This window comes from Streptomyces sp. NPDC058637 (genome assembly GCF_042717325.1).
GTDB lineage: Bacteria > Actinomycetota > Actinomycetes > Streptomycetales > Streptomycetaceae > Streptomyces.
This window is the reverse complement of record NZ_JBHXRD010000032.1, coordinates 65,152-92,095: the sequence shown is the minus strand read 5'-3', so window position 1 is coordinate 92,095 and position 26,944 is coordinate 65,152. Positions and strand designations below refer to the sequence as shown.

Genomic DNA, 26,944 nt, shown 5'->3' with positions numbered 1-26,944 from the left:
GGGGGGGGGGGGGGGCGGGGGGGGGCCCCCCCCCCCCCCCTCCGCGGGCACCCGCACCGGGAGGTCCGCCATCGCCTCCCGCAGTGCGGCCGCGAGCTCCTCGAACTCCGTGTGCCGCGCCGTTCCCGTCCGTACCGCCAGCGCCACCCGCCGCGAGGGCGCGGGGTCGGCGAAGTATCCGGTGGTCAACGCCTCGTTCCGCGCGGTCTCCACCGTCACCGCCGTACGCGGCAGCAGCGTCACCCCGAGCCCGCCCGCGACGAGCTGCACCAGGGTGGAGAGCCCGGCCGCGGTCGTCGTCACCGGCGCCCCCTCCGTACGCCCCGCCTCACGGCAGATGTCCAGTGCCTGGTCACGCAGGCAGTGCCCCTCGTCGAGCAGCAGCAGGGGCAGGTCCCGCAGTGTCTCGCGCGGAATGTCCGTACGCCCGCCCAGTCCGTGCTCCTGCTCCATGACCAGGACGAAGTCCTCGTCGAACAGGGGAAGTTCGGTCACCCCCGGCACACCGAGCGGCACGGCGAGCAGCAGCAGGTCCAGCCGTCCGGCGGCCAGCCCGTCCAGCAGCGAGGAGGTCTGCTCCTCGTGCACCTGGAGGTCCAGCTCCGGATAGCGGTCGTGGACCAGCCTGAGCACGGCCGGCAGCAGATACGGGGCGACGGTCGGGATCACCCCGAGCCGGAGCACCCCGGTGAACGGCGCCTGTACGGCCTCCGCCTCCTCCATCAGCTCGCCGACGGCCTCCAGCACCGCCCTGGTCCGCACAGCGAGCCGCTCCCCGGCGGGCGAGAGCAGCACCTTGCGCGTCGTACGCTCGATGAGCTGGACACCGAGTGCCGTCTCCAGCGCCGACACGGCTCCGGAGAGTGCCGGCTGACTCATCCCGATTGATGCCGCCGCGTCCCGGAAGTGCAGATGCTCCGCCACGGCCGCGAAGGCGCGCAGCTGCGAGAGGCTGGGCTGCTTGGACCTATTGGCATGATTTACATACACCACTGATAGGTACCTCCGATCATCACGACCGAGTGTAGCTATTTCCGTGATCAATGCACTCTGTGCCAAAGTGGTGATTGTCCAACCCCCAGGAACACCCCCAAAAAGGGATTTCCTACGCTGCAAGGAGAGCGCGTGCTCACTGTCGGTGACAAGTTCCCCGAGTTCGACCTGACCGCTTGTGTGTCGCTGGAAAGCGGCAAGGAGTTCGAGCAGATCAACCACAAGACCTACGAGGGTCAGTGGAAGATCGTCTTCGCGTGGCCGAAGGACTTCACCTTCGTGTGCCCCACCGAGATCGCCGCCTTCGGCAAGCTGAACGACGAGTTCGCCGACCGTGACGCGCAGGTCCTCGGCTTCTCCGGTGACTCCGAGTTCGTGCACCACGCCTGGCGCAAGGACCACCCGGACCTGACCGACCTGCCCTTCCCGATGCTGGCCGACTCGAAGCACGAGCTCATGCGTGACCTCGGCATCGAGGGCGAGGACGGCTTCGCCCAGCGCGCCGTCTTCATCGTCGACCAGAACAACGAGATCCAGTTCACGATGGTGACCGCCGGTTCTGTCGGCCGTAACCCCAAGGAGGTCCTGCGGGTCCTCGACGCCCTGCAGACCGACGAGCTCTGCCCCTGCAACTGGACCAAGGGCGAGAACACCCTGGACCCGGTCGCGCTCCTCTCGGGCGAGTGAGCTGACACCGACATGGCACTCGACGAACTCAAGTCCGCCGTACCGGACTTCGCCAAGGACCTGAAGCTGAACCTCGGTTCGGTCATCGGCAACAGCGATCTCCCCCAGCAGCAGCTCTGGGGCACCGTCCTGGCCTGCGCGATCGCCTCGCGCTCGCCGATCGTGCTGCGCGAGCTGGAGCCGGAGGCCAAGGCCAACCTCTCCGCCGAGGCGTACACCGCGGCGAAGTCGGCCGCGGCGATCATGGCGATGAACAACGTCTTCTACCGCACCCGGCACCTGCTGTCGGACCCCGAGTACGGGAACCTCCGTGCGGGTCTGCGGATGAACGTCATCGGCAAGCCGGGTGTGGAGAAGGTCGACTTCGAGCTGTGGTCGCTCGCCGTCTCCGCGATCAACGGCTGCGGCCAGTGCCTGGACTCCCATGAGCAGGTGCTGCGCACCGCCGGTGTGGGCCGTGAGACCATTCAGGAAGCCGTCAAGATCGCATCCGTGATCCAGGCGGTGGGCGTGACCCTCGAAGCAGAGGCCGTTCTCGCCGAGTAGTACCGCAGTACCCCTTGAACGAGAAGGGCCCCGTGGACGACCGACCGTCCCCGGGGCCCTTCTTATGTTCCTTGGCCGCGTTCCCGCGATCCGCGGCCCCCCGCCTCACTTGTGGGGTTCGTCCCGCGCGTCCGTCTCGTCGCCCGTGGCGTCCGGCGCGTCGGACGGGCGGGTGCCGGGGACCGGTGCCGGCGTCACGGAGATCGCTGTCGCGCCGTGCGGCCCCGGTCCGTGGAACACGCCCGGCGCCTGCCCGTACGCCCGTAGGTAGCCGACCGCCGTGTTGGTCACGGCGACCAGCGGGACGGCGACGACCGCACCGCCGATGCCGGCGATCATGCCGCCCGCGGCGACCGACAGGACGACGGCCAGGGGATGGACGCGCACGGCACGGCCCAGGATGAAGGGCTGCAGGATGTGGCCCTCGATCTGCTGCACCGCGAGCACCACGATCAGCGCCATCAGGGCGGTGAACACGCCCTGGGTGACGAGCGCGACGACCACGGCGAGCGCGCCGGAGATCACGGCGCCGACGAGCGGGATGAAGGCGAAGAGGAAGATGAAGACGGCGAGCGGCACCGCCATCGGCACGTCGAGGAAGTAGATCCCGAGGCCGATGAAGATCGCGTCGATCAGGGCGACGATCACCGTGCCCCGCACGTAGGCGGTCAGCGTCCGCCAGGCGCGGGGTCCGGCGCCGGCGACGCCCGGCCGGGCCTGGGAGGGGACCAGCCTGAGCACCCACTGCCAGATGCGCTTCCCGTCGTACAGCAGGAAGAGCGTCGAGAACATCGCCAGCAGTATCCCGGTGAGGACCTCCACCATCACGGTGACGCCCTGCAGTCCGGCCGAGGTGATCTCCTCGGTGTTGGTGCCGACGGTGTCGCTGAGGTTCTGCGCGATGTCGTTGATCTGCGACTCGGTGACATGGAACGGGCTGTCGAGGAGCCAGCGCTTCAGCTCGTCGATGCCGTCGCGGACCCTGTCGGACAGCGTGTCGAGGTTGTCCATCACCTGCCACACGACGAACCAGCCGACCAGGCCCATGACGACGAAGCCGAGCACGGCGGTGACGGCGGTGGCGAGACCGCGCGGCAGTCCGAGCCGCCTCAGCCGCACGACGGTCGGCTGGAGCATGGCGGTGACGAGCAGTGCGGCGACGAAGGCGAGGACGACCAGCTGTACGGCGCTGACGACACGCATCAGCACCCAGAGCGTGCCCGCCAGGACCAGCAGCCGCCAGCCCGCCTCCGCGGCGACACGCATCCCCCACGGGATGGCCGCGACCGGATCGGGTCTGGCGGCGACGGAGGGGGCGTACGCGGGCGGAGCGGGCACCTGTTCGGCGGCGACGGTGGAAAGGGTCGACGAGGACGTCTCCGCGCCGACGGCGTCCTCCTCGTCACGGCGGGCGCCCTCGGCGCGCCGCTCTTCCAGGCGCGCCCCTATATCGGTCAGTTCGGCGCCCAGCCGACCGAGCCATCCCGGAAGTTTAGACATGATCTTTCCTTTCCCCCGTCAGCCCCTCGCACTCCCCCGGGGCTGTCCGGATCGACCGTACAGCGTGAAGCCCCGCACCGTAGGACGGTGCGGGGCTTCACGGGGTCGGGCGCGGGAACCCGGAGGTTCCTAGTACCAGTGGTTGGCCTGCCAGAACGACCAGGCGCCGCACGGGCTGCCGTAACGGCCGTCCATGTAGCTGAGGCCCCACTTGATCTGGGTGGCCGGGTTGGTCTGCCAGTCGGCGCCCGCGGACGACATCTTGGAGGCGGGCAGCGCCTGCACCAGGCCGTACGCCCCCGAGGAGGGGTTCGTGGCCCGGTAGTTCCACGTCGACTCGTGGTTCACGATGTTGCTGAAGCACTGGAACTGGTCGGCAGGAATCATCTGCCGTGCCATCGCCTGGACTTCGGCCACCGTGTAGGAGCCCTGCGCGGAGAACGAGGAGGCGTCGCGGACGGAGGACCGGCTCGCACGCTCGGCGTCACTCTTGGCCTTGGCCTTGGCCTCGCGCTCGGCCTCCAGCTTGTCCTCGGCCGCCTGCTTCTTCGACTTGGCGTCCTTGGCGGCCTGGACGCGGGCCGTCTCCTCGGCGGACTTCTTGGCCGCCGCGTCGGCCGCGGAGGCCTGTGCGTCGGCCTGCTGCGTCAGCGAAGCGGTCTGAACCTGGGCCTGCTGACCCGCGGGAATGTCTGCGAGCAGCGTGGTGTCGGCTGCGGCCGCCTCGAAGTTGTTGTCGTCGACAGCGGGAGTGCTGCCCGACGCAACGCCTACGACGGCGCCTACGGTGGTTACGGCGGTGGCGGATGCCACGGCGAACCCCCGGACCGAGATCCGGCTCACACGGTGTCCTTCCAGCATCGCCCGCTTAGGTGACCTCGCGGACGCAATCGTGCCCCTGACGCTGGCCTCCCTACTGCTTGGGTCACGGGGAGGCACGGGCCCGGTGGGCGTCTTCCTCTCGGAAGCGCCACGTGGTTCTCGCGGGCGGCATACGGACGGCAAGTGTTGAGTTGTGTGGTGCGTGGCGCCTCTGGAGGTGCCCAAGTGCCGTATGCGGGGCCTGACGGAAGCAAGACTCTGCCGGAAGGACACGGCGCGTTGCAATTCTGTGTTGCGTGTTAAAGCTCACACCCCGTTCGGAGCAAGTGTTTTCCCGAAATGACGGCGCAGCACAATGCCGCCCGGTTAGGGTGCTTGGCTCACCGGACGGCATTGAGGGGACCTTCTGTATCAGATGCGGCCTTCCTCCAGCATTTCGGTCACCAGCGCGGCGATCTGCGAGCGCTCGGAGCGGGTGAGCGTGACATGCGCGAAGAGCGGATGCCCCTTCAGTTTCTCGACCACGGCGACGACTCCGTCGTACCGGCCGACCCTGAGGTTGTCCCGCTGGGCCACGTCATGCGTGAGCACCACACGCGAATTCGCCCCGATCCGGGACAACACGGTCAGCAGGACATTCCGTTCGAGCGACTGCGCCTCGTCGACGATCACGAACGCGTCGTGGAGGGAGCGGCCCCGGATGTGGGTGAGCGGCAGGATCTCCAGCATCCCGCGCCCCAGCACCTCTTCGATGACCTCGCGCCCGGCGACGGCCGACAGCGTGTCGAACACCGCCTGCGCCCAGGGGCTCATCTTCTCGGACTCGCTGCCGGGGAGATAGCCGAGCTCCTGTCCGCCGACCGCGTACAGCGGCCGGAAGACCATCACCTTCTGGTGCTGCCGGCGCTCCAGCACGGCCTCCAGGCCCGCGCAGAGCGCAAGGGCGGACTTGCCGGTGCCCGCCCGGCCTCCCATGGACACGATGCCGATGTCGGGGTCGAGGAGCAGATCGAGCGCGATGCGCTGCTCGGCGCTGCGGCCGTGGATCCCGAAGGCCTCCCGGTCGCCGCGCACGAGACGCACATTGCCCTCGGCCGTGACCCTGCCGAGTCCCTTGCCGCGCTCGGACTGGAGGACCAGCCCGGTGTGCACGGGGTATTCGGCCGCCTCGGGTACGAAGAGCGTCTCCTCACTGAACAGCAGGTCGACCTGTTCGGCAGCGAGGGTCAGCTCCGACATCCCGGTCCAGCCGGAGTCGGTGATGGCGAGTTCGGCGCGGTACTCCTCGGCGAGGAGACCGACGGAGGACGCCTTGATCCTGAGCGGCAGGTCCTTGGAGACGACCGTGACGTCGTATCCCTCGGCCTGCAGATTGCGCGCCACCGCGAGAATCCGTGAGTCGTTGTCCCCCAACCGGTAGCCGGCCGGCAGGACGCCGGGGTCGGAGTGGTTGAGTTCGACACGGAGCGTCCCGCCCAGATCCCCGAGCGGGATCGGGGCGTCCAGCCGGCCGTACCTGACCCGGAAGTCGTCCAGCAGGCGCAGGGCCTGGCGGGCGAAGTAACCGAGCTCGGGATGGTGCCGTTTGGCTTCCAGCTCCGTGACCACGACGATCGGGAGCACCACTTCGTGCTCGTCGAACCGGGCCATGGCGTTGGGGTCGGCCAGCAGGACGCTGGTGTCGAGAACATAGGTGCGCCTGTCGGGCATGCGGCGCTTAGTGCTGGTCACCACGGAAGGACGTACCCCCTCGGACGAGGTCGGGGAGTGCGACGGATGTCGCGGAACTTCCCGAAGGGAGAGGACGGACCGGGTTCGGACCCCGTGCGCGGGCCGAACGCCGGCCCTCCGCGTCGGCCGCACGGTGTGCGGTCCTTCGTGTGCAAAGGGCCTCCCGGGCGAGCGGGCCGGTGCCGCTCACTTGGCTGCGACGTCCGCCTGGCTGGAGACCGGACATCGACCTGACAGGGGTATTCCCTCGAACACGCGAAGCCATGCGCGTGGGCCGGACCAGTGGTGCGGCCCGGTCGCCCCCCGCCGTCCCCGTCCTCGTACGCCCTTCGTGGAGGGCAGGCGGCTCAGGTGCCGTAGCGGCGGTGGCGGGCCGCGTAGTCGCGCAGGGCGCGGAGGAAGTCGACCTTGCGGAAGGCCGGCCAGAACACCTCGCAGAAGTAGTACTCCGAGTGGGCGCTCTGCCAGAGCATGAAGCCCGACAGCCGCTGCTCGCCGCTCGTGCGGATCACCAGGTCCGGGTCGGGCTGTCCGCGGGTGTAGAGGTGTTCGGAGATCAGGTCCGTGGAGACGACCTCGGCGAGTTCCTCGAAGGTCGTGCCCTTGGCGGAGTGTTCCAGCAGCAGGGACCGCACGGCGTCCGCGATCTCCTGGCGGCCGCCGTAGCCGACGGCGACGTTGACGATTATCCCCTCGGTGCCCGCCGTGGCCTCCTCCGCCTCCTTGAGGACGGTCTGGGTCCGCGCGGGCAGCAGGTCGAGGGTGCCGACGTGGTGGACGCGCCATCGCCCGTCGGCGGCCAGCCGGCGCACCGTGTTCTCGATGATGCCGAGCAGCGGGACGAGTTCGGCCTCGGGCCGGTCGAAGTTGTCCGTCGAGAGCAGCCAGAGGGTGACGACCTCGACCTCGGTCTCGCTGCACCATCCGAGCAGTTCGGAGATCTTGTCCGCGCCTGCCTGGTGCCCCTGCACGGCCGAGCCGCCGGACGCCTTCGCCCACCGCCGGTTCCCGTCGAGGATGACTCCGATGTGCTTGGGCACCTGGGAGTGGTCCAGGCGCTCCTCCACCCGGCGTGCGTAGAGCCCGTACACCAGGTCGCGCACATTCACTGAGTTCACCCTCTCGGTTCCGTACCGGCCGCCGTGGGCCCGTCCTCCCCGTCGCCGGGGGTCCGGGGCCGTCCCCCGGGGGGATCGCCGCGCGGTCCGCACGCCGCGCTCACGCGCCGCGGACCGGCATGTCCCGAAGTCGCCACATTACTGCGGACTGGTCACGGGGGCCCAACCCGGTCTGTCACAAGTCCGTGATAAGGAGTGAAACGTGACTGAATACCTCCCCCACCGCGCCGCCGATTCGCGCTACGACTCCATGGAGTACCGCCGCACCGGTCGCAGCGGTCTCAAGCTCCCCGCCGTCTCCCTCGGCCTGTGGCACAACTTCGGCGACGACCGGAGCCTGCACTCCCAGCGGGCCATCCTCCGTCGCGCCTTCGACCTCGGCGTGACCCACTTCGATCTGGCCAACAACTACGGTCCGCCGCCCGGCTCGGCCGAGCTGAACTTCGGCAAGCTCTTCCGCCAGGACTTCGCCCCGTACCGGGACGAGCTGATCATCTCCACCAAGGCAGGCTACGAGATGCACCCCGGGCCGTACGGCGAGTGGGGATCCCGCAAGTACCTGCTGTCCTCGCTCGACGCCTCGCTGAAGCGGATGCGGCTCGACCGTGTCGACATCTTCTACTCCCACCGCTTCGACCCCGGCACCCCGCTGGAGGAGACGATGGGGGCACTGGCCACCGCCGTGCACCAGGGCAAGGCGCTGTACGCGGGTGTCTCCTCGTACAACGCCGAGCAGACCGCCGAGGCGGCCCGGCTGCTCCGGGAGATGGGTGTGCCCGCCCTGATCCACCAGCCGTCCTACTCCATGGTCAACCGGTGGCTGGAGGCCGACGGGCTGCTCGACACCCTGGAGACGGCCGGCATGGGCTGCATCTCCTTCGCGCCGCTCGCCCAGGGGCTGCTCACGAACAAGTACCTCACGGGCATCCCCGAGGGTTCACGGGCCAGTCAGGGCAAGTCCCTCGACCCGGATCTGCTCTCGGACGAGATGCTGCGCCGGCTGCGTGGGCTGAACGGCATCGCGCAGGACCGTGGGCAGTCCCTCGCCCAGCTCGCGCTGAACTGGGTGCTGCGGGACAGCCGCATGACGTCCGCCCTGATCGGGGCGTCGAGCGTGAGGCAGCTGGAGGAGAACGTGGCCGCCCTCGCAGCACCGGCGCTGACGGCCGACGAGCTGAAGGAGATCGACACCTTCGCGGTGGACACGGCGCGGACGAACATCTGGGCCAACCGGGGCTGACGCCTCCCGCGCCGACGCGGGGCCGTTCCCGCCGCCGCACGGCGTGGGCACCCGGGCCGTACAGCGGGGCGCGGAGGGGGAACGGCGGGAACACGGCGCGGTCTCGGCACGGGCTCGGCGCGGGCACAAAAAAACGGGCCGGTCCGTGGGGGGGGTTACGGACCGGCCCGAGGGGGGGTTTCCACCATAACCCTTCGTAAGTGATGCTGCGTGCCACGCCGCGAAATTATCACTCTCCGAATTTGGCGGACTGCTGCGAGCACACACCCCTGGGCGGGCAGCCCCGCCGGGAGGCCTCCGGCGGGGCTGTGGACGCGCCCGGCGCGGACGGCTCAGTGTCTGCCGAAGCGGATCGACACCGTGTCCCCGCCGATGACGACGAAATCGCCGTCCTCGCAGCGGATGACCGCCTCGTGCACCTCGCCGTGCTCGTCCCGGCGCTCCTGCGTCCCGATGACCGTCCACGCCCCTCCGTACGGCGGGGGCGGCAGCTGGTTCAGAGGCGCGAACTGCCACTGCCCCGCGGGTACGCACCAGGCGGGCAGCTCGGGCCAGTTGCCGGAGGTGATCCGCAACGTCCGGTCGGAGGCGCAGGTCAGCAGGACCGACTGGCCGGTGGAGAGCACGAATTCGACGGCTTCCGGCTCCCCCGCACGGCCTTCGGGCCGGTAGAACAGGCCGTGGACGGCGGTGATCCGTTCCCCGGTGAGCCAGTCGGCCTTGCCGTGACGCGGCCGGCTGATCTCCTCGCCGGACGTTTCCCTTCCCACCGTCATGACCCGCTCCTTCGTTGTGCAATCAACCACCAGGGTCGCACTACCCATGAGTAGGACGTAGGAGCAGGGGTTCCCGTTTCATCCGGCGGCCCGCGGGGCGGGAGGGGATTCCCGGACGGTGAAGCCGGGTTCAGCGTATGCCTGTCGGCGCTACCCCGGCTTGCGGGCCTCGATCAGGAAGCGGGAGCTGTGCGCGACGAAGGGGCCCTCGGACTCGATCTTCCGGTGCAGGGACCGGAGTCGGGACAGATACGCCTCGACGGTGAAACCCGGGATCATCCAGATGACCTTGCGCAGGAAGTGGACGACGGCGCCGATGTCGAAGAACTCGGTTCGCAGCCGCTCCGCGCGCAGGTCGAGGACGTCGAGCCCGGCGGCCTCGGCGGCGGCCCGTGCGCGCTCCGGATCTCGGGCGGCGCGCGCCTCGGCGGGCTGCGGTCCGAGGAAGTACTCGATGAGCTCGAACATGCTGGCCGGGCCGACCTCTTGGGAGAGGTACGTGCCCCCGGGGGCCAGCACCCGGGCGATCTCGGCCCACCAGGTGGCCACCGGGTGCCTGCTGACCACCAGGTCGAAGGCGCCGTCCCCGAAGGGCAGCGGCGGCTCGTCGGGGTCCGCGACGACGACGGCACCGCGCGGGTGCAGCAGGGCGGTGGCGCGGGCGATGTTCGGCGGCCAGGACTCGGTGGCCACGGTCAGCGGCGGCAGCACGGGGGCGGACGCGAGGACCTCGCCTCCGCCTGTCTGGATGTCGAGGGCCGCCCGGGCCCCCGCCATGCGGTCCGCCATGGCTCGCGCGTAGCCCCAGGACGGGCGCTGCTCGGTGGCGCGCCCGTCGAACCAGGAGAAGTCCCAGCCGTCGACGGACACGGTGGCGGCTTCGGCGACGAGGGCGTCGAAGCGTGCGTCCGAGCCGTCAGGGGCGTCGGCCGGGGAGGGTGCGGGCGGTCCGGTCATACGGGAATCGTGTCAGCCGGTCATGGCCCACGCGACCGTATATCCGTACGCCAGTGCTCCCGGTGAAGGTCAGGCGGCGAGGCCGCCGAACAGGAGGCCGACCAGCGCGCCCGCGATCATGAACGGTCCGAACGGGATGCCCGTCCGCCGTCCGGCCCGGCCCAGCAGGATCAGTCCGAAGCCGTACAGGGCGCCGAACAGGAAGCCCGCGAAACCGCCGGCGCACAGCACCGCCCACCCGTACCAGCCGAGCGCCACGCCCAGGGCGAGGGCCAGCTTCACATCGCCGAATCCCATGCCGTTCGGGTTGATCAGGAAGAGCAGGAAGTAGAAGCCGCCGAGCGCGGCCCCGCCGAGCAGCGCGCCGGTCCAGGAGCCGCCGTGCTCGGGCAGCAGGGCCGTGCCGCCCAGCAGCAGGACGGCGGCGCCGGCCAGGGGCAGCGTCAGCCGGTCGGGCAGCCGGTGGACGCGGCGGTCGATGACGGCGAGGAGTACGGCGACCGGGGCGAGCAACAGCCAGACGACGAGCTCGGGCCGGAGGCCGGTGGCGGCCGCGAGGGCCGCGCAGGCGAGCACGGTGACGACGGGGGCGACCACGGCGGGGGCGTAGCGGGGCCGGCCGCCCTCCCGTTCGGCCGCGGCCGGTCCGTGGCCCTTGCTCCCCCGCAGCGCCGGGACGGCCGCGGCGCAGGCCGCGCAGCGGGTGGAGCCGAGCCAGCCGCAACCCGGCCCCGTGAGCGTGTGCCCGGCCGGGCAGGCGTCCCGCCAGGGCTCCTCCGGCTCTACGGAGAAGCGGTACGCGGCGCGCGGGAGCAGCGTTCCGGCGAGGGCGCCCCAGAGCGCGGCGACCGCTATCAGTGTGGCTTCCACGGACCGACCCTATTGCGGGCCGGTGCCCGGGTCTTGGGCCCTGGGGCCCACCGCGGGCCGTTCGGGGTCCGGGACGGGGCCGTGGGGGCTACGGTCGGTGCCCATGGGGAAATGGCGCGACGGCGACGGCACACTGACGGTCGGCACGGACACGGAGGCGAGGGAGGTGCCGCTGCGGATCGCGGCCTCGTACGGGGCGCGGTCCCGGGGACTGCTCGGCGTGGACGGGGTCGACGGTGCCCTGCTGATCACTCCGTGCGCGAGCGTGCACACCTTCCGGATGCGGTTCGCCATCGATGTGGCGTACCTGGACCGGAAGTTCGACGTCCTGGCAGTCCGCACGATGAAGCCCGGCCGGCTCGGCCTGCCCAGGCTGCGGGCCCGCCACGTGGTGGAGGCCGAGGCCGGGGCGATGGAGGCGTGGGGCCTGCGGCCGGGTGCGCGGATACGGGTCTCCGGAGGGGCCTGAGTCCGTCCGCCCCACGGCGGCTTCGCCGCCCTGGCGGTGACGGGTGCGGCAACTGCTCGGCACCGGCCGGGGCGCGTCGTCCGTGGGGCGATGGGCCCGTGGGCCCAGGTCACGGAGGTCCCGTTCCCAGCAGGGTCCATGCCCCGTACGCGGCGGAGGCGAGGGCGAGCACGGTGAGGACCGCGGCCGTACGGGCCGTCGTCCGCAGGCGCAGCAGCGCGAGAGCGGCCGGCAGGAGCAGCGGGAACGCGGGCATCATCAGACGCGGCCGCGACCCGAAGTACCCGGACCCGATGAGCGAGATGACGACGATCGCGATGCCGTACACGAGCAGGGGCAGCGGCTGCCGCTGCCGTACGCACAGGACCACCAGCCACCCCAGCAGCCCCAGGGCGGCGCACAGCCCGAGCGCGGCGGGCAGCGGCAGCCCGAGGACGAACCCGGCCAGTGCCCGGCCCCCGTCGATGCTGTTGCCCCACTGCGCCTGGACCTCGAAGTAGGCGAAGGGGCCGCCCCGGCGCACGGCGACGAACACCACGTAGGCGAGCCAGCCCATCGGCGCGAGGCAGACGCCGAGCAGCATGCGCGCGTTCCGGCGCACCAGGCCCTTCCGGTCGCCCGCCCGGTACTCCCGTACGAGGACGGCGGCGGCCGTGACCGCGAGCGCGGCGACGAGCGCGGCGGCCGAGGGCCGTGTCAGTCCCGCCATGACGCACAGCGTGCCCGCCACGATCCAGCGGTCCCTGAGCACGGCGTACAGCGCCCAGGCGGCGAGGGCGGTGAACAGGGTCTCGGTGTACGCCATCGACTGCACGAACGCCGTCGGGTACACGCCCCACAGCACGGCCAGCAGCACTCCGGCGCGGCGTCCGTGCAGCCGCGCCCCCACGGCGAAGATCCCCCAGGCGGCGGCGAGTCCGGCCGCCCAGGCGACGGCGATTCCCGCGCCCTGGAGGGTGAGCGGGGTCAGCTCGGCGAGGGTGCGCTCCAGGGCGGGCAGGAGGGGGAAGAAGGCCAGGTCGGGGTGGACTCCGCCGTCGGGAAGGGTGACGGTGTAGCCGTAGCCGTTCTCCGCGATCCGCTGGTACCAGACGGAGTCCCAGCGTCCGCCGAGCCGGTTCAGGGCGTCCTTCCCGTCGGCGGAGGCCCACACCTGGAGGACGACGAGCCCGACGAGCCGGACGGCCGCGTAGGCCGCGAGGGCGGGCGCCGCGGCCACGAACGCCACGGCGACGCGGGGCCGCGGGCCCCGGGGGTCCGCGGGACGGGGGCGGGTCTGCTGTGCGGACATACAGACGATTATGTGGCCGCCGTGGCGCCGCTCACGCCGGTGGTGGCGGGGGGCGCGTCCCGTGAGGGAAGCGCCGGAGGCACGGGGCGGCCCCCGTTCTCACCTCGCCGGGGCCGGGGGTGGGGCGCTTCCGGCCCGCAGTACCTCGGCGTGCACGGTCTGCCGGGTGCCGAGGCCTCTGCCGACCAGCGGGGAGACCGTGCGGATGAGTTTGAGCTGGACCGAGCGCAGGACGCGGACGGTGATGTCGTCGGGCCAGCCGGTGGTCGTGGACCACTCGTAACCCGAGCCGACCACATCACTGGCGAAGGCGAGCTCCGTCGCCAGCAGGGCCCGGGCCCAGTCCATCGGGTCCAGGTCCCCCATGGCCGCGAGCACGCCACGGATCCACAGCCCCCGGCGGATCACGTCCTCCGCGCTGTCGAAGCCCATGGCCACGGCGAACTCCTCCGTGCAGCGCGCGGGGCCGCTCCACTCGATGAGGCCCTGCTGGAGGAGTCGGGACTCCTCCTCGGTCAGGGACAGCTGTTCGGCCGTGGGCATGTCCGTCGGCACCTTCCGCTTGCGCCCCGGCCCGGCACCGTGGGGGGTGTGCCGGGACGGGCGTCGATCAGTTGCTGCGACGACGCTATTCTCCCGGGGAGCTGCCCGTCTTGGGCCCAGGGACCCAACTCGGGCCCCTTCGGCGCGTGGTCACACCCAGGACCCGTGACCGGCATTCCGGAACGCGGCCGACCGCCGGGCGCACCGGCGCCGTCAGGTGTCCCACGGCGGCGGGCGGATCAACCTCCCCGTCCTGGCGATCCCCGCATCCCCCGGCGCGGCCAACCGGACATCCCGTACGCGAAACGGACCGTCGCGACCAACGCCGCGCCCGGGCCGCACGGGCCAGGACCGTCTCGTGTGCCGGACCCGGCGGACCGGGCTCACCGGTCCGTGTAAGGGTTCGTACGTCCGTACGGTTCGTACGGGGGCATACGGAACGAAGGGCGGCACGACGATGCCCGGTCCATCCATACCGGCGGCGGAGGAGCGGGCGGCAGAGGTTCCGCCCGACGGGCCCGTACAGCGGTCCGGACTCGTCCGGGACCTTTCGCTCTCCGCAATCCTCGCGGGCGTCGTGGCGGTCGTGGTGTCCTACTCCGGCCCGCTGGTCATCGTCCTGGCCGCCGCCCGCGCCGGGCACCTCGACGCCGCGCGGACCGATTCCTGGATCTGGGCGATCTCCATCGGCAGCGGACTCACCTGCGTCGCCCTCAGCCTGCGCACCCGTATGCCGGTCGTCACCGCCTGGTCCACGCCGGGTGCCGCCCTCCTGGTCACCAGCATCGGCTCGTACGCGTACGGCGAGGTGATCGGCGCGTTCGTGGTCTCCGGCGCGGTGATCGCCCTGATCGGGCTGACGGGGATCTTCGGGCGGCTGATGCGGCTGGTGCCCGCGGCGGTGGTCTCCGCGATGCTCGCGGGCATCCTCTTCTCGTTCGGTACGGGGGTGTTCACGTCGTTGGAGGGCACCCCGGTCATCGCCGGGTCCGTGCTCCTGGCCTATCTGCTGGGCAGGCGGTGGCTCCCCCGGTACGCCGTGCTCGTAGCCCTCGTCGTCGGTGTGGGGTGCAGCGCCGCCACCTCGCGGCTGCACGTACGACTGGACCATGTCGGCCTGGTGCAGCCGGTGTTCACCACGCCCGCCTTCTCCGTGGCCGCGCTCATCGGCATCGCGGTCCCGCTGACCCTGGCCACGCTGGCCTCGCAGAACGCCCCCGGGGTCGCCGTGCTCTCCGCTTCCGGCTACCGGCCGGACGACCGGCTCCTGGTGGGCTCCACCGGGCTGGTCTCCGCCGCGCTCGCCCCCTTCGGCTCCCACGCGGTGAACCTGGCGGCCATCACGGCGGCGATCTGCACGGGCCCCGAGGCCCATCGCGACCCTCGGCGCCGCTATGTCGCGGGCGTCGCCTGCGGTGCCGTGTACCTGGTGGTCGGCGCGTTCGGCTCGACCCTCGTGGCGTTCTTCGCGGGCCTGCCGAAGGAGCTCGTCGCCGCACTCGCGGGTGTCGCCCTCTTCGGCGCGCTGGCCGGCGGCCTGACCGGCGCGGTGAAGGAGGAGAAGGACCGGGAGGCGGCCCTGATCACCTTCCTGGCGACCGCTTCGGGCGTCACGCTGTTCGGCATCGGCTCGGCGTTCTGGGGGCTCGTCCTGGGCGTCGCCGCCCATGTCGCGCTGAACGGCCGGCTGCGGCGCGGGGCTGCGGTGCCGCCCGCCGGGTAGCTGACCTCACACGCTGAGCACCGCACTCCCGAACACCCGCCAGGGCGACTGCGCGACGGAATCCATGACGGCGAGCTGCGGGTGCCGGGACGCGACGTCCTCTCGTACGGCGACGGCGTCCGGCCACCCGTCGAGGTAGGCCGACCCGTCGACGACCACACCGTCCCAGTCGGTGCCCGTCGTGACGCCCTCCCGGTCGACGACGAAGCCGATGCACAGCACGGAGGCCCGGCCGACGGTCGCCCTGATGGCGTGCACGGCCGTCTCCCGCTCCTCCGCCGGCAGCCCGCCGAGACCGAACTCGACGGCGACCACCCGGTGTCCGGACCGGCGTATCCGCATCAGGACGTCCAGGTCGTGGCCGACCCAGAGCCGCACACCGATCCCGTCGAGGCGTTCCAGTCCGGCGACGGACAGCAACTGGTCCCGGGTCACCGGCGACCGCGTCCCACCGGCCGCCGGTGCGCCGGGGACCTGGCTGTCGAGGACGATGCGTCCGGTGACCGGATGGGCGGGACGGAGACCCGCGGCTTCCAGGTCGTCGAGCAGGGTCCGCGCGTCGACCCGGGTCCAGCCCAGGTGGTACGAGTTGAAGAAGCCGGCACCCATGGAACGCCTCACCCCATTACTACGTGAATTCGCCACTTCGGCACCGGCCGGCCTACTACGGCTCGCCGGCCGGCCCTCTCCGGCTGACCGGTCCGCCTTCTCCGGCGCTCGGCATCGAGCGTATTCAGCCGAAGTGCCCCGGCGCGTGGGTCCACGGGCCCACCTCCGCCCCCGCCCCCGATCGCTTCGCGCGCCCGGCACGGTTGGGCCCGGAGTTGGGGCCGGGGGCCCAGGTGGAGGGCGGATTCCAGCCGTACGCTCACGCCCGACAGGGCAACGGGCGGGCGTCGGGGAGAGGTTGAACCGTGAGCGGTGGCGGCGGCTGGGGAGACAGGAGCGCGGGCCACATACCGCCGGGGCACGGCTCCGGGCGGGCTCACGGCGATCGGGAAGGGTGGTTCTTCCCGCTGACCCGCAGCTGGGCGGCCGGTGCCCTCGTCTACATCGCGGCCGGATTCCTGATGACCCGGGCCTTCGTCGAGACGCTCGCCACCGAGGAACGCTTCGAGGACTTCGGCTGGCGGCTGGCACTGCTGCACCTGCCCGGTGTCATCGTCACCGTACTGACGTTCCTGGCCTCGGCCCGCGTCCTCGCCGACGAACAGCGTGACTCCCGGGCCATGTACCTCCTCGGCACGCTGACCGTCCCGGTGGCCGGGCTCGCCTACGGATACATCGTGTCGTGGGACGTGGTGGGCACCGAGGGCGTCCTGATGCCGGTCGTCGCGATGGGCGCCGGCAGCGCCGTCGGTCTGGCCCTGGACCGGCTGCTGGAGGAGCGCGGCCCGGAGTCCTCGTCCCCGCTGCCGCACCACTCGTACGACTGGCGCGACGGCGGGGCCACCGCCATGGAGTACCTGGGTGTCGTCGTCGTGGTCGTCACACTGATCGGCGCCATGTCCATGGCGGGCGTCGGCGGGAGCATAGGCGACCGCATCCGGTGCGCGATCACCTCGCTCGCGGCCGGTGGCGGTGGCGGCGGGTGCGCGTCGGGCGGGGAAGACACGGCGAAGCCGAAGACGGACGCCGACTACGAGCCGACGATGTGTCAGGTTTCCAGTGTCTCCGACACCGCGGGCGGCAAGGTCAAGGTCGCCTGGTTCGAGTGGGGCGAGGAGTACGGGTTCCAGCAGAAGGTCTCGCAGGCCAAGACCGATGTGAACGAGGACGGGAAGGTCGACGAGAACGACAAGCTCGTCCACATGACCTTCACCGACGCCGCCTCCGCGGGCGCGACCGCCAGCACCCCGGGCGTCAAGCTCGGCAGCCTGGGCAAGGCCGACATCGACATCGGCGGCGGCATCAAGATCACCAACGGTGACACCTGGGTGTTCAGGAGCGAGGAGGACGCCCGGAAGATGCGGGACGACATCGAGGAAATGAAGATGTGGGAGACCTCGATGACACACAGCGGCGGCTACGGCGGCAACTGGTACTCCGGCATGAAGTGGGCGGAGAAGATGGAGGACATCGAGAAGAAGATCGGCGACAAGAAGATCTCCTACTCGACGGTCGGCCTCAACGCCTACGCGGACGGCGGCCTCTCCGTCAAGGACGGCGACGACTCCCGGCTCGGCGCCAAGCTGGGCGGCAAGGCCACCTTCTCGCCCGAGGTGACCATCACCAACGACGACGTGAACGGCAACGAGTCCTACACGTACACCGCCAAGCTCGAACTGGAGGGCAAGGCCGGGATCGAGTCGGGGCCGGTGAAGGGCAGCGTGAGCGGGAAGAACATCCGCACCGGAGCCATCACCGTCACCCGTGACCAGGAGACCGGGAAGATCGTACAGATCAACATGACGCAGACGATCGAGACGGGCTCGGACTCCGCCAAGCTGGAGATCGGCGGCGACAACGGCGAGAAGGACGGGGACAAGCGCGGTGGCAAGGGCAGCGCCTCCGACTCGTCCGGCGAGACCGGCATCGAGGTCGTGACCAACTCGATCGTCTTCGGCAAGGACGTCGACCAGGACACCGAGGCCAAGCGCGCCATCGCCGAACAGTGGCTGGACGGCTCCGGCAACAACACCGCCCCGTTCGAGTACATGTTCGGAGACCACTCCTTGCAGGAGAGGCCGGCGGGCAGCGATCCCTTCGAGCAGATGATGTTCCAGGACGGCCTCTCCAGCACGATGACGTACGACGGAGTGACGGACGCCCAGGAGTTCGGCTTCGAGGTCTCCCTCGGAATGAGCCTCGGATTCTCCCTCTCCGACTCGCACAAGGAGGAGAAGCTGACCGACGCCCGGTTCCTCGGAGCTCCACAGGGCGACAAGCGCTCGTACCTCCCGTACAGCTACTGCGCGCAGTGAGCACGCACCACGAAGGGGCGATGACGTTGAAGAAGTCCCAGGCGCTCGGCGCGGCCGTCGCCGCTCTCGGTCTGACCCTGCTCACCGGCTGCGGCGGGCCCGACGCCGCGGCGGTCCCGGACGGCTGGGACACGCTCGACACGAGGAGCGTGTCCGTCGGTTACCCCGAGGACCAGGGGTACGCCGTCCAGTCGGCGGCCGAGCGCAGCAAGGCCAATGCCGCCGTCGCGCTCCGGGAGGAGGGCGGGCTGTGGACCGGCATGGTCTCGGTCCAGCTCGACTTCGCGACCGGCGTCGGCGACGCGAAGGAGGCCGCCGCGGCGGCCGGTGCGGGCATCGGCCTCGGTACGACCCGCAAGGAGACGGCGGACGTGCGGCTGGCGGGCGAGGAGGGCGCCCGGGAGGCGCGCAGGATCGACTACGAGTTCACGTCGACGGGCGAGGAGCGCACCCCGAACAAGGGGACGCCGATGACGGGGGTCCTGGTGGCCGGCGTCGACTCCTCGGACGTGCCGTTCGCCATCCGCCTCAACGCGGTGAAGGGCACCCTGACCCCGGAGGACCTGGACCGTTTCGTCACCTCGATCACGGTGAAGTAGGCGGCGCCCGTCGGTTTGCGGCGCCCGTCGGTTTGCGGTGACTGTCGGTTTGCGGTGACTGGGAGCTTCCGGACGCCCATTCCTTCCCATTTCGGACACATTCCCGTCCCCTCCCTCCCACTGACCTGAGTTATCCACAGGGGGGCGCGAGGGGACGGTGGGTGGGGGAGGGTGGGGGCATGACGGGGGATCTGGAGTGCTTCGCCAGGTGGGACATCGTGCTCACCCGGGAGGTCGTGGCGGCGGGAGCGCCGGTGCGGCAGGTGGGCCGGGCGCTGAACGCGCGGGGCTGGAGGCGGATCGTGCGCGGGGCCTGGGCCGCACCGGGCTGCGAGCTGACGCCGTGGGTGAAGGCCCGCGCCGTGCAGATACTGCACCCGGGGCTCACCTTCAGCCATCGTGGCGCCGCTTCGCTCCACGGGATCGAACTCCTGAGGGCGGCGGTGGAGTTCAGCGACCCGGCGAGCCCCACCGGCTGCCGCCACGGCTTCGCGGTGCACCGTATGCCGGTGGCCCCGGACGAGATACGCGTACGCGACGGGCTGCGGGCCACCACCCCGCTGCGTACGCTGCGGGACCTGCTGCTGTCCGGACCGAGGGACGAGGCACTGGTCGCCGTGGACTCCGCCCTGGGTACGCGCACGGTGGACGGGGCCTGCCGGCCGCGCCTGGTCACCGCGGACCTGCTGACCGCCGCCTGCGCGGCTCACCCCACGCGGCGGCACGGTGTGCCGCGGGCGGCGGGATGGCTGGCGTCGGCGGACCCGCTGAGCGGATCGCCGGCCGAGACCGTGGCCCGGTTACGGATGCACGACGTCGGCCTGCACCCGATCAGCCGGGCGGAGCTGCGGACACCGGCCGGCCGCGGACTCCGGGCCGACTTCCTCTTCCTCCGGGAGGGCGTGGTGGTGGAGATCGAGGGTCACGCGTACCACGGCAGCCGGGACGCGCACCGCCGCGACCTGGACCGGTTCGACGCGCTGAGCACCTGCCCCGGGGTACGGACCGTCCTCCGGTTCCCCGCGGCCACGGTGTTCCGGACACCCGAGCGCATGATCGCCGAGATCCGCGCAGCCCTCACCCGCCCACCCCCGTCGTGAGGGGGCGGCGGTGTCCGGTCGGAGGGAAGGCACGGTCAGCCACATCGGACCTATGCACCGGCATTGCGTCCTTGGGCTCCCACCGACGTGGGTGGGCTGGGGTGGGGTGGGTCACCACTTGGGGCGGGCTTCTGATCTGGGGATGGGGGTCAGGGCGCCCGCTGCGGCCAGGTTTCGCTGGGCTTCCAGGACGGCTTCGGGGGTGTCGCCGATGTCCAGGACCACGCCGCCGTGAGTGCCGTGGAGGCGGCGGCGTGCGGGGAGCTCGGCGGGGATCCGGGCGGCACGGTTCTCGGAGAGGTACACCGACCAGCCGCAGCGGGGAGAGGAGTTGCGGAGGCCGAAGGCGGACCTGACCGCGTCGAAGAGCTCCCTGTCGTACGTCAGGCCCGTATCGGCGTCCCAGGCGTCGGCCAGTACGGCCAGGGTCTCGGGGAGCCGGTCGACGAGGGGGGTGGTGGCGCCGTCGGGCGCGGGGAACAGCTGGAGCACCGCCGTGAACGGCGTGTACTCGTTGGAGCCGCCCCCCTGCACCCTCAGGCGGGCGTAACCGTGGTCCTTCCAGGTGCCGACGACGGCTGCCGTCCAGCCGATGATGTCTGCGTCCTCCTCGGGGGCCCCGGCCGCCAGGACGGCGGCGAACTCCTCGGCGTCAGCCGGTACGGCGTCCCCCGGCCGGTCGCCGTCCGTGTCCCGGCGCCATTCCACCGGCGTACCGTCCGACAGCTCCGTCAGCCGGGCGAGCATCGCCAGCCACCGCCCGGCGAGGTCGCCGGGCGACTCGGGCCGCGGCCCCCAGGACACCTTCACCACGACTTCGCTCGCCATCGCGCTTCCTCGTCTTCGTGCTCGGCTGCCGTCAGTTCTTCACCTCAGTGTGCTTCACGATCACGTCCACACCGGCGTCGTCGAACGCCTTCTGGGCCGCGTCGGCGACCTTCTTGTTGGAGAAGTTCCATTCGACCGGCTTGTCCCCGGCCGCACGCACCTGCCGTTGCGCCTGCTCCACGAACTTCGCCGCCTGGGCCGGTTCGAGGGTCCCGTCGGGGCGCACCTTCTTGCCGTACCCGAATTTCGCTTCCTTGTACGTCTGGGAGGCGGAGTCCCAGCCGTCGAAGTCGACGTCGCGGCCGGTCTGCGGGTCCTTCACGGCGTACTCCTTGCCGCGCTTCACCCCGGAGACCTGCTCCTGGTAGCGCATCCAGCGCTCCATGCCGGGCCAGTAGGCCACGGACTTCTTGGCCTTCCACGTGCCGTCGCCCAGGTCCTTGGATCCCTTGCGCGGGTTCGTCAGGTCCCCGTACCAGGAGGGCTTCGCCCACTTGGCGACCTCCTTGCGGCTGGCTTCCTTCGCCGCCTCCTTGGCCGCGTCCGCGTCCTTCTGTGCCTGTTCGGCGGCGTCGATCTCCTCCTGGCTGACGCCGTCGCACTTCTTCTCGGCGAAGAGGCCGACGGGGACGCCGTTGGCGCGGTACGCCACCGGGGCGCGCGCCGCCGCGTTCACCCCGCCCGAGAAGGCGGGTTGCGGTGGCCCGACGCCGATCGGCCCGGAGCTGATCACGCAGCCCTTGTCGGCCAATTCGTCGGCGGCGTCGTCGGCGTGCTCCTGGGCCTCGTCGGCGGCTTTCTTCGCGCCGTCGACATCGCCCTTGTCCGCGGCCTTGCGTGCCCGCTCGGATGCCTTGCTGGCCTTCTGGGCGGCTTCGCCGAGTTTGCCGAGCTTCCCCAGCTTGCCGAGTTTGCCCAGCTTCTGGGCCACCTTGGCCTCGCCGTACCCGGGGATGAAGAGCGAGCCGATGTTCCAGAGGGTGCCGGTGACGGCCCGGGTCTTCTGGCCGTTGTTCCACTGCTCCTTGATCTCGTCGCCGATGAACATGTCGTCGAGGACGGTCAGCCCGGTGTCCACCGAGGCGCCGCCCCAGTCGGTCAGCGCGTCCCAGTAGTCGCCCTCGGCCCACTTGTCGACGGCACCCTCGGTCGCCTTCGACCACTCGTCGCCCAGTGAACTGCCGTAGTCCTTGAGCCCTTCCCAGGTGCCGGGGAGGTCGGTGACGGTGTCCCAGATGCCGGTGAGGTCACCCCAGATGCCGTCGACGAACAGGCCGCCGCCGACCTGGGAGATCTGGTCGCCGGCGCAGGAGAAGAACGCGCCGAAGCCGGAGAAGCAGCCTTCGTCGTCGTCCCCGCCGCCGTCGTCACCCTCGTCCTCGTCGTCCTCGTCGTCCTCCCAGCCGGGCTCGTCCTCGGCGGCGTCGTTCTTGTCCTCGTCGCTCTCGTCCGGGTAGGAGGCGGGGTCGGTGACGGACCCGCCCGTGCTGCCGGACCCCTCCGTATCGCCGGACCCGTCCGTACTGCCCGTGCCACCTGTGCTGCCGGGTCCCCCGGTGCCGCCCGATCCCGCGGTGTCTCCGGTGCCTCCGGAAGCGCCGCCGTCGGATCCGCCGCCGGTGGCCGAACCGCCGCCGTCCGAACCTCCGCCGACCACCGAGCCGCCGCTGTCGGAACCACCGCTGTCCGTGCCACCGCCGACCACCGTGCCGCCGCTGTCGGAACCGCCACTGTCCGTGCCGCCACTGTCCGCGCCTCCGCCGGTCGCCGTGCCGCCGCCGTCGGCGGACTCTCCGCCGGCTTCGACCGTCCCGGCGCCGGGGGCGGGGCACGAGCTGCCCGTGAGTGAGCAGATCGCCGCCTGCAGACCGTTGGTTATCTGGCCGCCGACACCGCCCAGTGCCATCGCCAGGATGACCGCCGCGACCACGGTGAGCAGGCCGAGGTACTCCAACGTCGACTGGCCCCGGTCGCGCCGCCACGTGATCATCCGCGACAGCGAGAACCGGGGCGGCTCGTGGCGTCCCCTGTCCCGTGCGTCCCGCCGGAACCACTGCCGGCTCTCCGCCCGGCTGAGGAACACCAGGATCACCAGCGGCAGGAACATCTGGGTGAGCCCGCGCAGGGACCCGTCCCGAAGGCTGGATACGCCTCCGAGGAGCAGCCACACCTGTACGCCGACGAGCCCTCGCCAGATCCACACGCCACCGGTCCACGCCCTGCGTGCCAGCACCCAGCCCGTGACACCGGGCGCGGCACCGTACACGGCGAGCGCGAGGACGGTGCCGTCCAGGGCGTCGACGCCCGCGGCCGTCAGCAGCAGGCCCGCACCGCCGACCACGGTGACGGCGAACAGCACCTGGATGAGGATGCGCGCGACCCTGAGCAGCTGCGGCATGTCATGGCGCCCGGCAGTGGGCGGCTGCCAGGAGGAGCCGCCGAAGTCTGGTGTGGACCCCACGGTGGACATGTCCGGCCTCAACTCGTCTCATCGTGAGAACAATTGGCTGATAACCGTACGATGCCAAGACCTCTGCGCGCATGGGCCCACGGGCCCAATCAGGGCGGCCGGCAGATCACCTGGCGGCCGGTTCAGATCCGGTGGACGGTGTGCAGGGTGCGCGCGTACACGCCTGTGCCGTCGAGGACGGACGCGCCGGACAGGTCGGCCATGGTCGGCCCGTTGACCGACTTGCGGCTGGAGAGGAACCTGCGCCTGCCGTCGGTGTCCGTGCCCAGATGGATGCCGACGTGGTCGACGGTGGGGCCGGCCGTGTCGTCGCCGGAGTCGGCGTTGAACAGCACCAGGTCGCCCGGCTGTAGCTGTTGGGCGGCGGGCGGGTTCGTGCCGTCGGTGCGGTCGACGCGCACGCCGGGCGAGTGCTCCGCCATGTCCCTCGACCGGCGCGGCAGATGGGTACCCGAGGTGCTCTCGCCGGCGGCCAGCGGCACTCCCAGGTGGTAGCCGTAGACCATGCGGGTGTAACCGGAGCAGTCCAGGTTGCCGGCCTGCCGGGAGGAGGGCCCGGTGTACCCGCCTTCGTCGAAGGTCCAGCCGATGGCCATGTACTCGTGGAAGTCGGCACCCTCCAGCCGGTTGCCCTGGGCGTCGAGGTATCCGTAGCCCGCCTCTCCCATGACCGGGCGTCCCTGCGCGGCTCCGGCTCCCGCCGTGACGGCCGGGGCGCCCGCGAGGAACATGGCGGCGTGGGCGAGTACGTCGGGGTCGGTGGAGCCTGCCCAGTAGCGCACCGTCCGCTCGGTCGCGTCCGTCCAGACCCCGTCGAAGGGCTCGGGCAGCACACGCACCCAGTCGCTGTGGGTGACGCTCGGCACGCTCTGCCAGTTGGCCTCGTCCACACGGAAGTTGCTCACGACCAGCGGCATCGGCAGGTTCGTCGCTCCCTGGTTCGCGAGGGCGCGGATGCCGACCCGCCCCTTGGTGAAGGTCGTGTCCGTGGTGTCGAATGCCCAGGCGTCCGGTTCGGCCGAGGCGGTCGGCCACGCCTTGGCCCGTATGCGCGGGCCCTCGCGGCGTACCCGGATCGTCCACTGCGCACCGGGGGCCGTGGACACTGCCGGGGTGAGTGCGGTCCCGAGCTGGGTGACGGTGTCCGCCACCTCCTTCTCCAGGCGGAACTGGACCGCGCCGGAGGTGAGGAACGACAGCCGGGCCCGGTAGTTGTTGTGGGTGTCCTGGTAGCCGAATGACAGCGCGAACGAAGAGGCCTCACCCGTGGGGGATTTCGCGAAGCAGGCGGTGCAGCGGACGTCGGCGTCGCGGATCTCGCCGTCCCGCAGGCTGGCGTGGCGGCTCGCGTAGTCGGTGGACAGGTTGATCAGGCCCCGCCCCGGTTCCACGAGGTAGTCGCCGGCAGCCGGTCCCGCCGTGGTCCACTCTCCCCCGCCGGGAGAAGCTCCCCAGGAGCCCGCCGGGAGGTCCCGCAGGAAGTCGTCGGAGAAGGGCTTCTTGTTCTCGGTGAAGGTGCGCCGCGGCCCTGCCACCACGACGGTCCGGGCGCCGTGGGTCAGCAAGGCGACGCGCCGCCCTGCTGACGTGACCTCGGTGCGTGCGGGAGTACCCGGCAGGACGGCCGTGGTGAGCGGGTCGGCGAGGGTGAGGCGAGTGAAGTACGAGGCGTTCAGGTCCGGCATCGTCACACACGAACGGGGCGAACTCATGTCGCCCGGCAGAGGGAACGGCTCGACGGCGGCAGCGGCCCGGGCGGTTCCGGCGGCCCGGGCGGGAGCCCCGGACAGCCCGGCGACGGGGACGGCCACGGCGGACGCGGCGAGGGCCGTGAGCAGGGTACGGCGGGAAGGATCGGTCATGGGAGCAGCATCGTTCCTCGCCCGGTCGCGGTGAAGCCCGACGAGGAAGCTGACGAAGACGGAACCCGCACGAGCGCGAGCCCGGCGCACACACCGGCCACTCCGGGTCCTGACCGCCCCGGCACTTCCTCGGGCCGTGTACGAGACGTGCGGGAAGATGGGGGTGTGCTGCCCTACGTCTATCGCGTCACCCCGTACGACCCTGCCGACCGCGACGAACACGGCCACTACACCGGCCCCGAGGACACCCACAGCGACCACGGCCCGGTCGAGGACGCCTGTCTGCGGGCTGTCGAGGCGTTCGCCGTGGAAGCCGGGATCGACCGCCTGACCGTACGGGAGCCGCAGGTCCCGTCCCTCGCGCACTTCGGCGCCGAGCACCCGCAGGGCGGCTTCGGACCGCCGGAGGTCTTCCCCGACGGCCTGTCCGGGTTCCACGACGGAGCGGTGGTGCCGCTCGGCGTCGGACTGGAGTTGGTGCGGCTCATGCTGCGCGGGAGCGGCGTCTGGTGCCGGCTGGAGGCGGAAGGCGCATTCGCCGTACACGTGGGACGGGACCAGTACCTCTACGTCGGCAGCGGTCTGCCCCGCGAGCGGTCGACGGCCCGGACCCGCGCGCTCGGACTGTTCGCGGAACGCCTCGACGCTTCCCCGTACGACCTGGAGACCGACGGGGACGGCATCCGGCGGCCGGGCGACGACGCATTCTGGGAAAGAGTGCGCCGGGCGGTCGACGACGGTCGAGCGGGGGTCCTGGAGGAGATGTACCTCGAAGGCGCCTCCCGATGGCACCGCCTCACCCTCGACACCCTGGAAGCGGTTCGCGCCGGGCTGGCCCCCCGGGCCCGGCTGGCGGTGTGGCCGGAGCTGTCCTCCGCCATCGACGCCGTCCTCGGCACCCTGCCCGCCGAGGGCCTCGTCGAATGTGTGTGGCAGGAGCAGGACGGCCGGATCCTCGGCGCCGTCGCCGACGCGGACGACTTCCGCGCCCTGGCCCATCGGGTCTCCGGTGCCGACGCAGCCGCGCTCCTGTCCGTGCACGCCGACGACAGGGTGCCGCTGTTCACCGCCGTCATGCCGGACAGCGACGGGGTGGTGCGGGCACGCTGGCGCACGGAACCGACGCCGGACGACCGGCAGTGGGCGTTCCTCACATCGCTCCACGAGGGCCAGATCGTCACCGGGCGGGTGACCCACATCGCCAACTTCGGTATCTACGCGGACATCGGTGGCTTCGAGGCACTGATCAACATCCCTGAGCTTTCCTGGCGCCACTTCAGCCACCCCTCCGAAGTCGTCTCGATGGGCCAGGAGATCAGAGCCGTGATCATCGGCATCGACATGTCCCGCGACCGTGTGTGGATGTCCCTCAAGCCCCTGCTCGAAGATCCGATGCTGCAGCTGACCCGGCAGGTGGGCCGGACCGTCGTCGGCCGCGTCACGAAGATCGTGCCCATCGGCACGTTCGTACGCGTCGAGGAGAGGGAGCACGGCTTCGAAGGGCTGGTGCACATGTCCGACCTGGCCGGAGATCACACGGATCAGCCCCTGCCGGCCCCCCGGGTCGGCGACGCCCTGCGGGTCAGGATCCTGGACGTCGACCCGGACCGGCGTCGCATCCTGCTCTCCCACCGACAGGCGGACGCGCCCGACTCCGAGGCCTGACCCGCGGGCCTGCCCCGCCCGGGCACGTCACCGGGCAGCGTGACCCAGGACCTGGTTCCCCGTTGCGCCGCCGGGACCGGATGACGCGGGTGCTGGTCCCACCCGAGCAGACGCAGTACGTCGTCGCGGTACCGGAGGGACAGGTAGAGGCCCCGGCCGGGCGTGAGCGTCGCTGCGACGGTGACCCTGGACTCTTCCCCGGAGTACGGCCCGACGAAGGACCCGCCCAG

23 protein-coding genes are annotated in these 26,944 nt (G+C 71.2%); 9 read left to right on the top strand and 14 right to left on the bottom strand.

The annotated features are described in order from the left end of the window. Positions 1-990, bottom strand: a 990-nt coding sequence (locus tag ACFWVP_RS27570) for a hydrogen peroxide-inducible genes activator (protein WP_384500634.1), incomplete at its 3' end; no start/stop codon positions are given. A gap of 135 nt (positions 991-1,125) precedes the next feature. Between ACFWVP_RS27570 and ACFWVP_RS27565 the strand changes: the two genes are divergently transcribed. Both ACFWVP_RS27565 and ACFWVP_RS27560 read left to right on the top strand, forming a co-directional pair. Then, entirely contained in the window at positions 1,126-1,680 is a 555-nt protein-coding gene (locus ACFWVP_RS27565) for a peroxiredoxin (protein ID WP_014154322.1), read from the top strand. A gap of 12 nt (positions 1,681-1,692) precedes the next feature. Continuing rightward, entirely contained in the window at positions 1,693-2,226 is a 534-nt protein-coding gene (locus ACFWVP_RS27560) for an alkyl hydroperoxide reductase (protein WP_384500632.1), read from the top strand. A gap of 105 nt (positions 2,227-2,331) precedes the next feature. On the opposite strand, the gene ACFWVP_RS27555 is transcribed toward ACFWVP_RS27560, so the two are convergent. The 4 genes from ACFWVP_RS27555 to ACFWVP_RS27540 form a co-directional block, all read right to left on the bottom strand. After that, complete coding sequence (locus ACFWVP_RS27555) at positions 2,332-3,726, bottom strand: AI-2E family transporter (protein ID WP_384500630.1); 1,395 nt, start codon at positions 3,724-3,726, stop codon at positions 2,332-2,334. A 129-nt stretch (positions 3,727-3,855) separates the two neighbouring features. Further along, positions 3,856-4,569 carry a lytic transglycosylase domain-containing protein gene (locus ACFWVP_RS27550; RefSeq protein ID WP_384500629.1) on the bottom strand — a complete coding sequence of 238 codons (714 nt, stop codon included), beginning with the start codon at positions 4,567-4,569 and terminating at the stop codon, positions 3,856-3,858. A gap of 390 nt (positions 4,570-4,959) precedes the next feature. Continuing rightward, positions 4,960-6,282, bottom strand: coding sequence for a PhoH family protein (locus ACFWVP_RS27545; RefSeq protein ID WP_384500628.1), 1,323 nt, complete (start codon positions 6,280-6,282; stop codon positions 4,960-4,962). 344 nt (positions 6,283-6,626) lie between these two features. Then, a complete protein-coding gene (locus tag ACFWVP_RS27540; RefSeq protein ID WP_384500640.1) occupies positions 6,627-7,388 on the bottom strand; it encodes an isoprenyl transferase in 762 nt (253 codons plus the stop codon). Positions 7,389-7,599: 211 nt separating this feature from the next. On the opposite strand from ACFWVP_RS27540, the gene mgrA reads away from it, so the two are divergent. Further along, positions 7,600-8,637: an L-glyceraldehyde 3-phosphate reductase gene (gene mgrA, locus ACFWVP_RS27535; RefSeq protein ID WP_384500627.1), complete on the top strand. Its 1,038-nt coding sequence runs from the start codon at positions 7,600-7,602 to the stop codon at positions 8,635-8,637. 332 nt (positions 8,638-8,969) lie between these two features. On the opposite strand, the gene ACFWVP_RS27530 is transcribed toward mgrA, so the two are convergent. The 3 genes from ACFWVP_RS27530 to ACFWVP_RS27520 form a co-directional block, all read right to left on the bottom strand. Beyond that, positions 8,970-9,413, bottom strand: coding sequence for a hypothetical protein (locus ACFWVP_RS27530; protein ID WP_384500626.1), 444 nt, complete (start codon positions 9,411-9,413; stop codon positions 8,970-8,972). Between the two features lie 150 nt (positions 9,414-9,563). Next, complete coding sequence (locus ACFWVP_RS27525) at positions 9,564-10,370, bottom strand: class I SAM-dependent methyltransferase (protein ID WP_384500624.1); 807 nt, start codon at positions 10,368-10,370, stop codon at positions 9,564-9,566. A gap of 69 nt (positions 10,371-10,439) precedes the next feature. Then, positions 10,440-11,240, bottom strand: a complete 801-nt coding sequence (locus ACFWVP_RS27520) for a prepilin peptidase (RefSeq protein ID WP_384500622.1) — start codon at positions 11,238-11,240, stop codon at positions 10,440-10,442. A 103-nt stretch (positions 11,241-11,343) separates the two neighbouring features. Between ACFWVP_RS27520 and ACFWVP_RS27515 the strand changes: the two genes are divergently transcribed. Then, positions 11,344-11,709: a DUF192 domain-containing protein gene (locus tag ACFWVP_RS27515; RefSeq protein WP_384500620.1), complete on the top strand. Its 366-nt coding sequence runs from the start codon at positions 11,344-11,346 to the stop codon at positions 11,707-11,709. A gap of 109 nt (positions 11,710-11,818) precedes the next feature. On the opposite strand, the gene ACFWVP_RS27510 is transcribed toward ACFWVP_RS27515, so the two are convergent. Continuing rightward, positions 11,819-13,000: a hypothetical protein gene (locus ACFWVP_RS27510; protein ID WP_384500618.1), complete on the bottom strand. Its 1,182-nt coding sequence runs from the start codon at positions 12,998-13,000 to the stop codon at positions 11,819-11,821. A 99-nt stretch (positions 13,001-13,099) separates the two neighbouring features. Next, positions 13,100-13,543 (bottom strand): hypothetical protein, encoded by a 444-nt coding sequence (locus tag ACFWVP_RS27505; RefSeq protein WP_384500616.1) that lies wholly within the window; start codon positions 13,541-13,543, stop codon positions 13,100-13,102. 457 nt (positions 13,544-14,000) lie between these two features. On the opposite strand from ACFWVP_RS27505, the gene ACFWVP_RS27500 reads away from it, so the two are divergent. Beyond that, positions 14,001-15,266 (top strand): benzoate/H(+) symporter BenE family transporter, encoded by a 1,266-nt coding sequence (locus ACFWVP_RS27500; RefSeq protein ID WP_384500614.1) that lies wholly within the window; start codon positions 14,001-14,003, stop codon positions 15,264-15,266. A 6-nt stretch (positions 15,267-15,272) separates the two neighbouring features. On the opposite strand, the gene ACFWVP_RS27495 is transcribed toward ACFWVP_RS27500, so the two are convergent. Continuing rightward, entirely contained in the window at positions 15,273-15,875 is a 603-nt protein-coding gene (locus ACFWVP_RS27495; protein ID WP_384500612.1) for a hypothetical protein, read from the bottom strand. Positions 15,876-16,180: 305 nt separating this feature from the next. Between ACFWVP_RS27495 and ACFWVP_RS27490 the strand changes: the two genes are divergently transcribed. The 3 genes from ACFWVP_RS27490 to ACFWVP_RS27480 all read left to right on the top strand — a co-directional run bounded on the left by ACFWVP_RS27490 (position 16,181) and on the right by ACFWVP_RS27480 (position 19,889). Beyond that, complete coding sequence (locus ACFWVP_RS27490) at positions 16,181-18,190, top strand: hypothetical protein (RefSeq protein WP_384500610.1); 2,010 nt, start codon at positions 16,181-16,183, stop codon at positions 18,188-18,190. Between the two features lie 20 nt (positions 18,191-18,210). Continuing rightward, positions 18,211-18,789, top strand: coding sequence for a hypothetical protein (locus ACFWVP_RS27485; protein WP_384500608.1), 579 nt, complete (start codon positions 18,211-18,213; stop codon positions 18,787-18,789). A gap of 179 nt (positions 18,790-18,968) precedes the next feature. Beyond that, complete coding sequence (locus ACFWVP_RS27480; RefSeq protein WP_384500606.1) at positions 18,969-19,889, top strand: hypothetical protein; 921 nt, start codon at positions 18,969-18,971, stop codon at positions 19,887-19,889. 111 nt (positions 19,890-20,000) lie between these two features. Here the strand turns inward: ACFWVP_RS27480 and ACFWVP_RS27475 are convergent, their stop codons facing one another. The 3 genes from ACFWVP_RS27475 to ACFWVP_RS27465 form a co-directional block, all read right to left on the bottom strand. Continuing rightward, positions 20,001-20,717: a hypothetical protein gene (locus ACFWVP_RS27475; protein WP_384500604.1), complete on the bottom strand. Its 717-nt coding sequence runs from the start codon at positions 20,715-20,717 to the stop codon at positions 20,001-20,003. Between the two features lie 31 nt (positions 20,718-20,748). Continuing rightward, on the bottom strand, positions 20,749-23,187 hold the full coding sequence (locus ACFWVP_RS27470; protein WP_384500602.1) for a Tox-REase-5 domain-containing protein: 2,439 nt from the start codon (positions 23,185-23,187) through the stop codon (positions 20,749-20,751). Positions 23,188-23,309: 122 nt separating this feature from the next. Next, positions 23,310-25,049, bottom strand: coding sequence for an NlpC/P60 family protein (locus ACFWVP_RS27465; RefSeq protein ID WP_384500600.1), 1,740 nt, complete (start codon positions 25,047-25,049; stop codon positions 23,310-23,312). A gap of 165 nt (positions 25,050-25,214) precedes the next feature. On the opposite strand from ACFWVP_RS27465, the gene ACFWVP_RS27460 reads away from it, so the two are divergent. Beyond that, on the top strand, positions 25,215-26,714 hold the full coding sequence (locus ACFWVP_RS27460; protein WP_384500598.1) for a S1 RNA-binding domain-containing protein: 1,500 nt from the start codon (positions 25,215-25,217) through the stop codon (positions 26,712-26,714). Positions 26,715-26,944 lie beyond the last annotated feature (230 nt).

Excerpts from the sequence above, each read along its gene's own strand:
- ACFWVP_RS27560 (WP_384500632.1), top strand. The coding sequence starts at position 1,693 with ATGGCACTCGACGAACTCAAGTCCGCCGTACCGGACTTCGCCAAGGAC.
- ACFWVP_RS27555 (WP_384500630.1), bottom strand. The coding sequence starts at position 3,726 with ATGTCTAAACTTCCGGGATGGCTCGGTCGGCTGGGCGCCGAACTGACC.
- ACFWVP_RS27530 (WP_384500626.1), bottom strand. The coding sequence starts at position 9,413 with ATGACGGTGGGAAGGGAAACGTCCGGCGAGGAGATCAGCCGGCCGCGT.
- ACFWVP_RS27525 (WP_384500624.1), bottom strand. The coding sequence starts at position 10,370 with ATGACCGGACCGCCCGCACCCTCCCCGGCCGACGCCCCTGACGGCTCG.
- ACFWVP_RS27515 (WP_384500620.1), top strand. The coding sequence starts at position 11,344 with ATGGGGAAATGGCGCGACGGCGACGGCACACTGACGGTCGGCACGGAC.
- ACFWVP_RS27510 (WP_384500618.1), bottom strand. The coding sequence starts at position 13,000 with ATGTCCGCACAGCAGACCCGCCCCCGTCCCGCGGACCCCCGGGGCCCG.
- ACFWVP_RS27505 (WP_384500616.1), bottom strand. The coding sequence starts at position 13,543 with ATGCCCACGGCCGAACAGCTGTCCCTGACCGAGGAGGAGTCCCGACTC.
- ACFWVP_RS27500 (WP_384500614.1), top strand. The coding sequence starts at position 14,001 with ATGCCCGGTCCATCCATACCGGCGGCGGAGGAGCGGGCGGCAGAGGTT.
- ACFWVP_RS27495 (WP_384500612.1), bottom strand. The coding sequence starts at position 15,875 with ATGGGTGCCGGCTTCTTCAACTCGTACCACCTGGGCTGGACCCGGGTC.
- ACFWVP_RS27485 (WP_384500608.1), top strand. The coding sequence starts at position 18,211 with ATGACGTTGAAGAAGTCCCAGGCGCTCGGCGCGGCCGTCGCCGCTCTC.
- ACFWVP_RS27480 (WP_384500606.1), top strand. The coding sequence starts at position 18,969 with ATGACGGGGGATCTGGAGTGCTTCGCCAGGTGGGACATCGTGCTCACC.
- ACFWVP_RS27475 (WP_384500604.1), bottom strand. The coding sequence starts at position 20,717 with ATGGCGAGCGAAGTCGTGGTGAAGGTGTCCTGGGGGCCGCGGCCCGAG.
- ACFWVP_RS27470 (WP_384500602.1), bottom strand. The coding sequence starts at position 23,187 with ATGTCCACCGTGGGGTCCACACCAGACTTCGGCGGCTCCTCCTGGCAG.
- ACFWVP_RS27465 (WP_384500600.1), bottom strand. The coding sequence starts at position 25,049 with ATGACCGATCCTTCCCGCCGTACCCTGCTCACGGCCCTCGCCGCGTCC.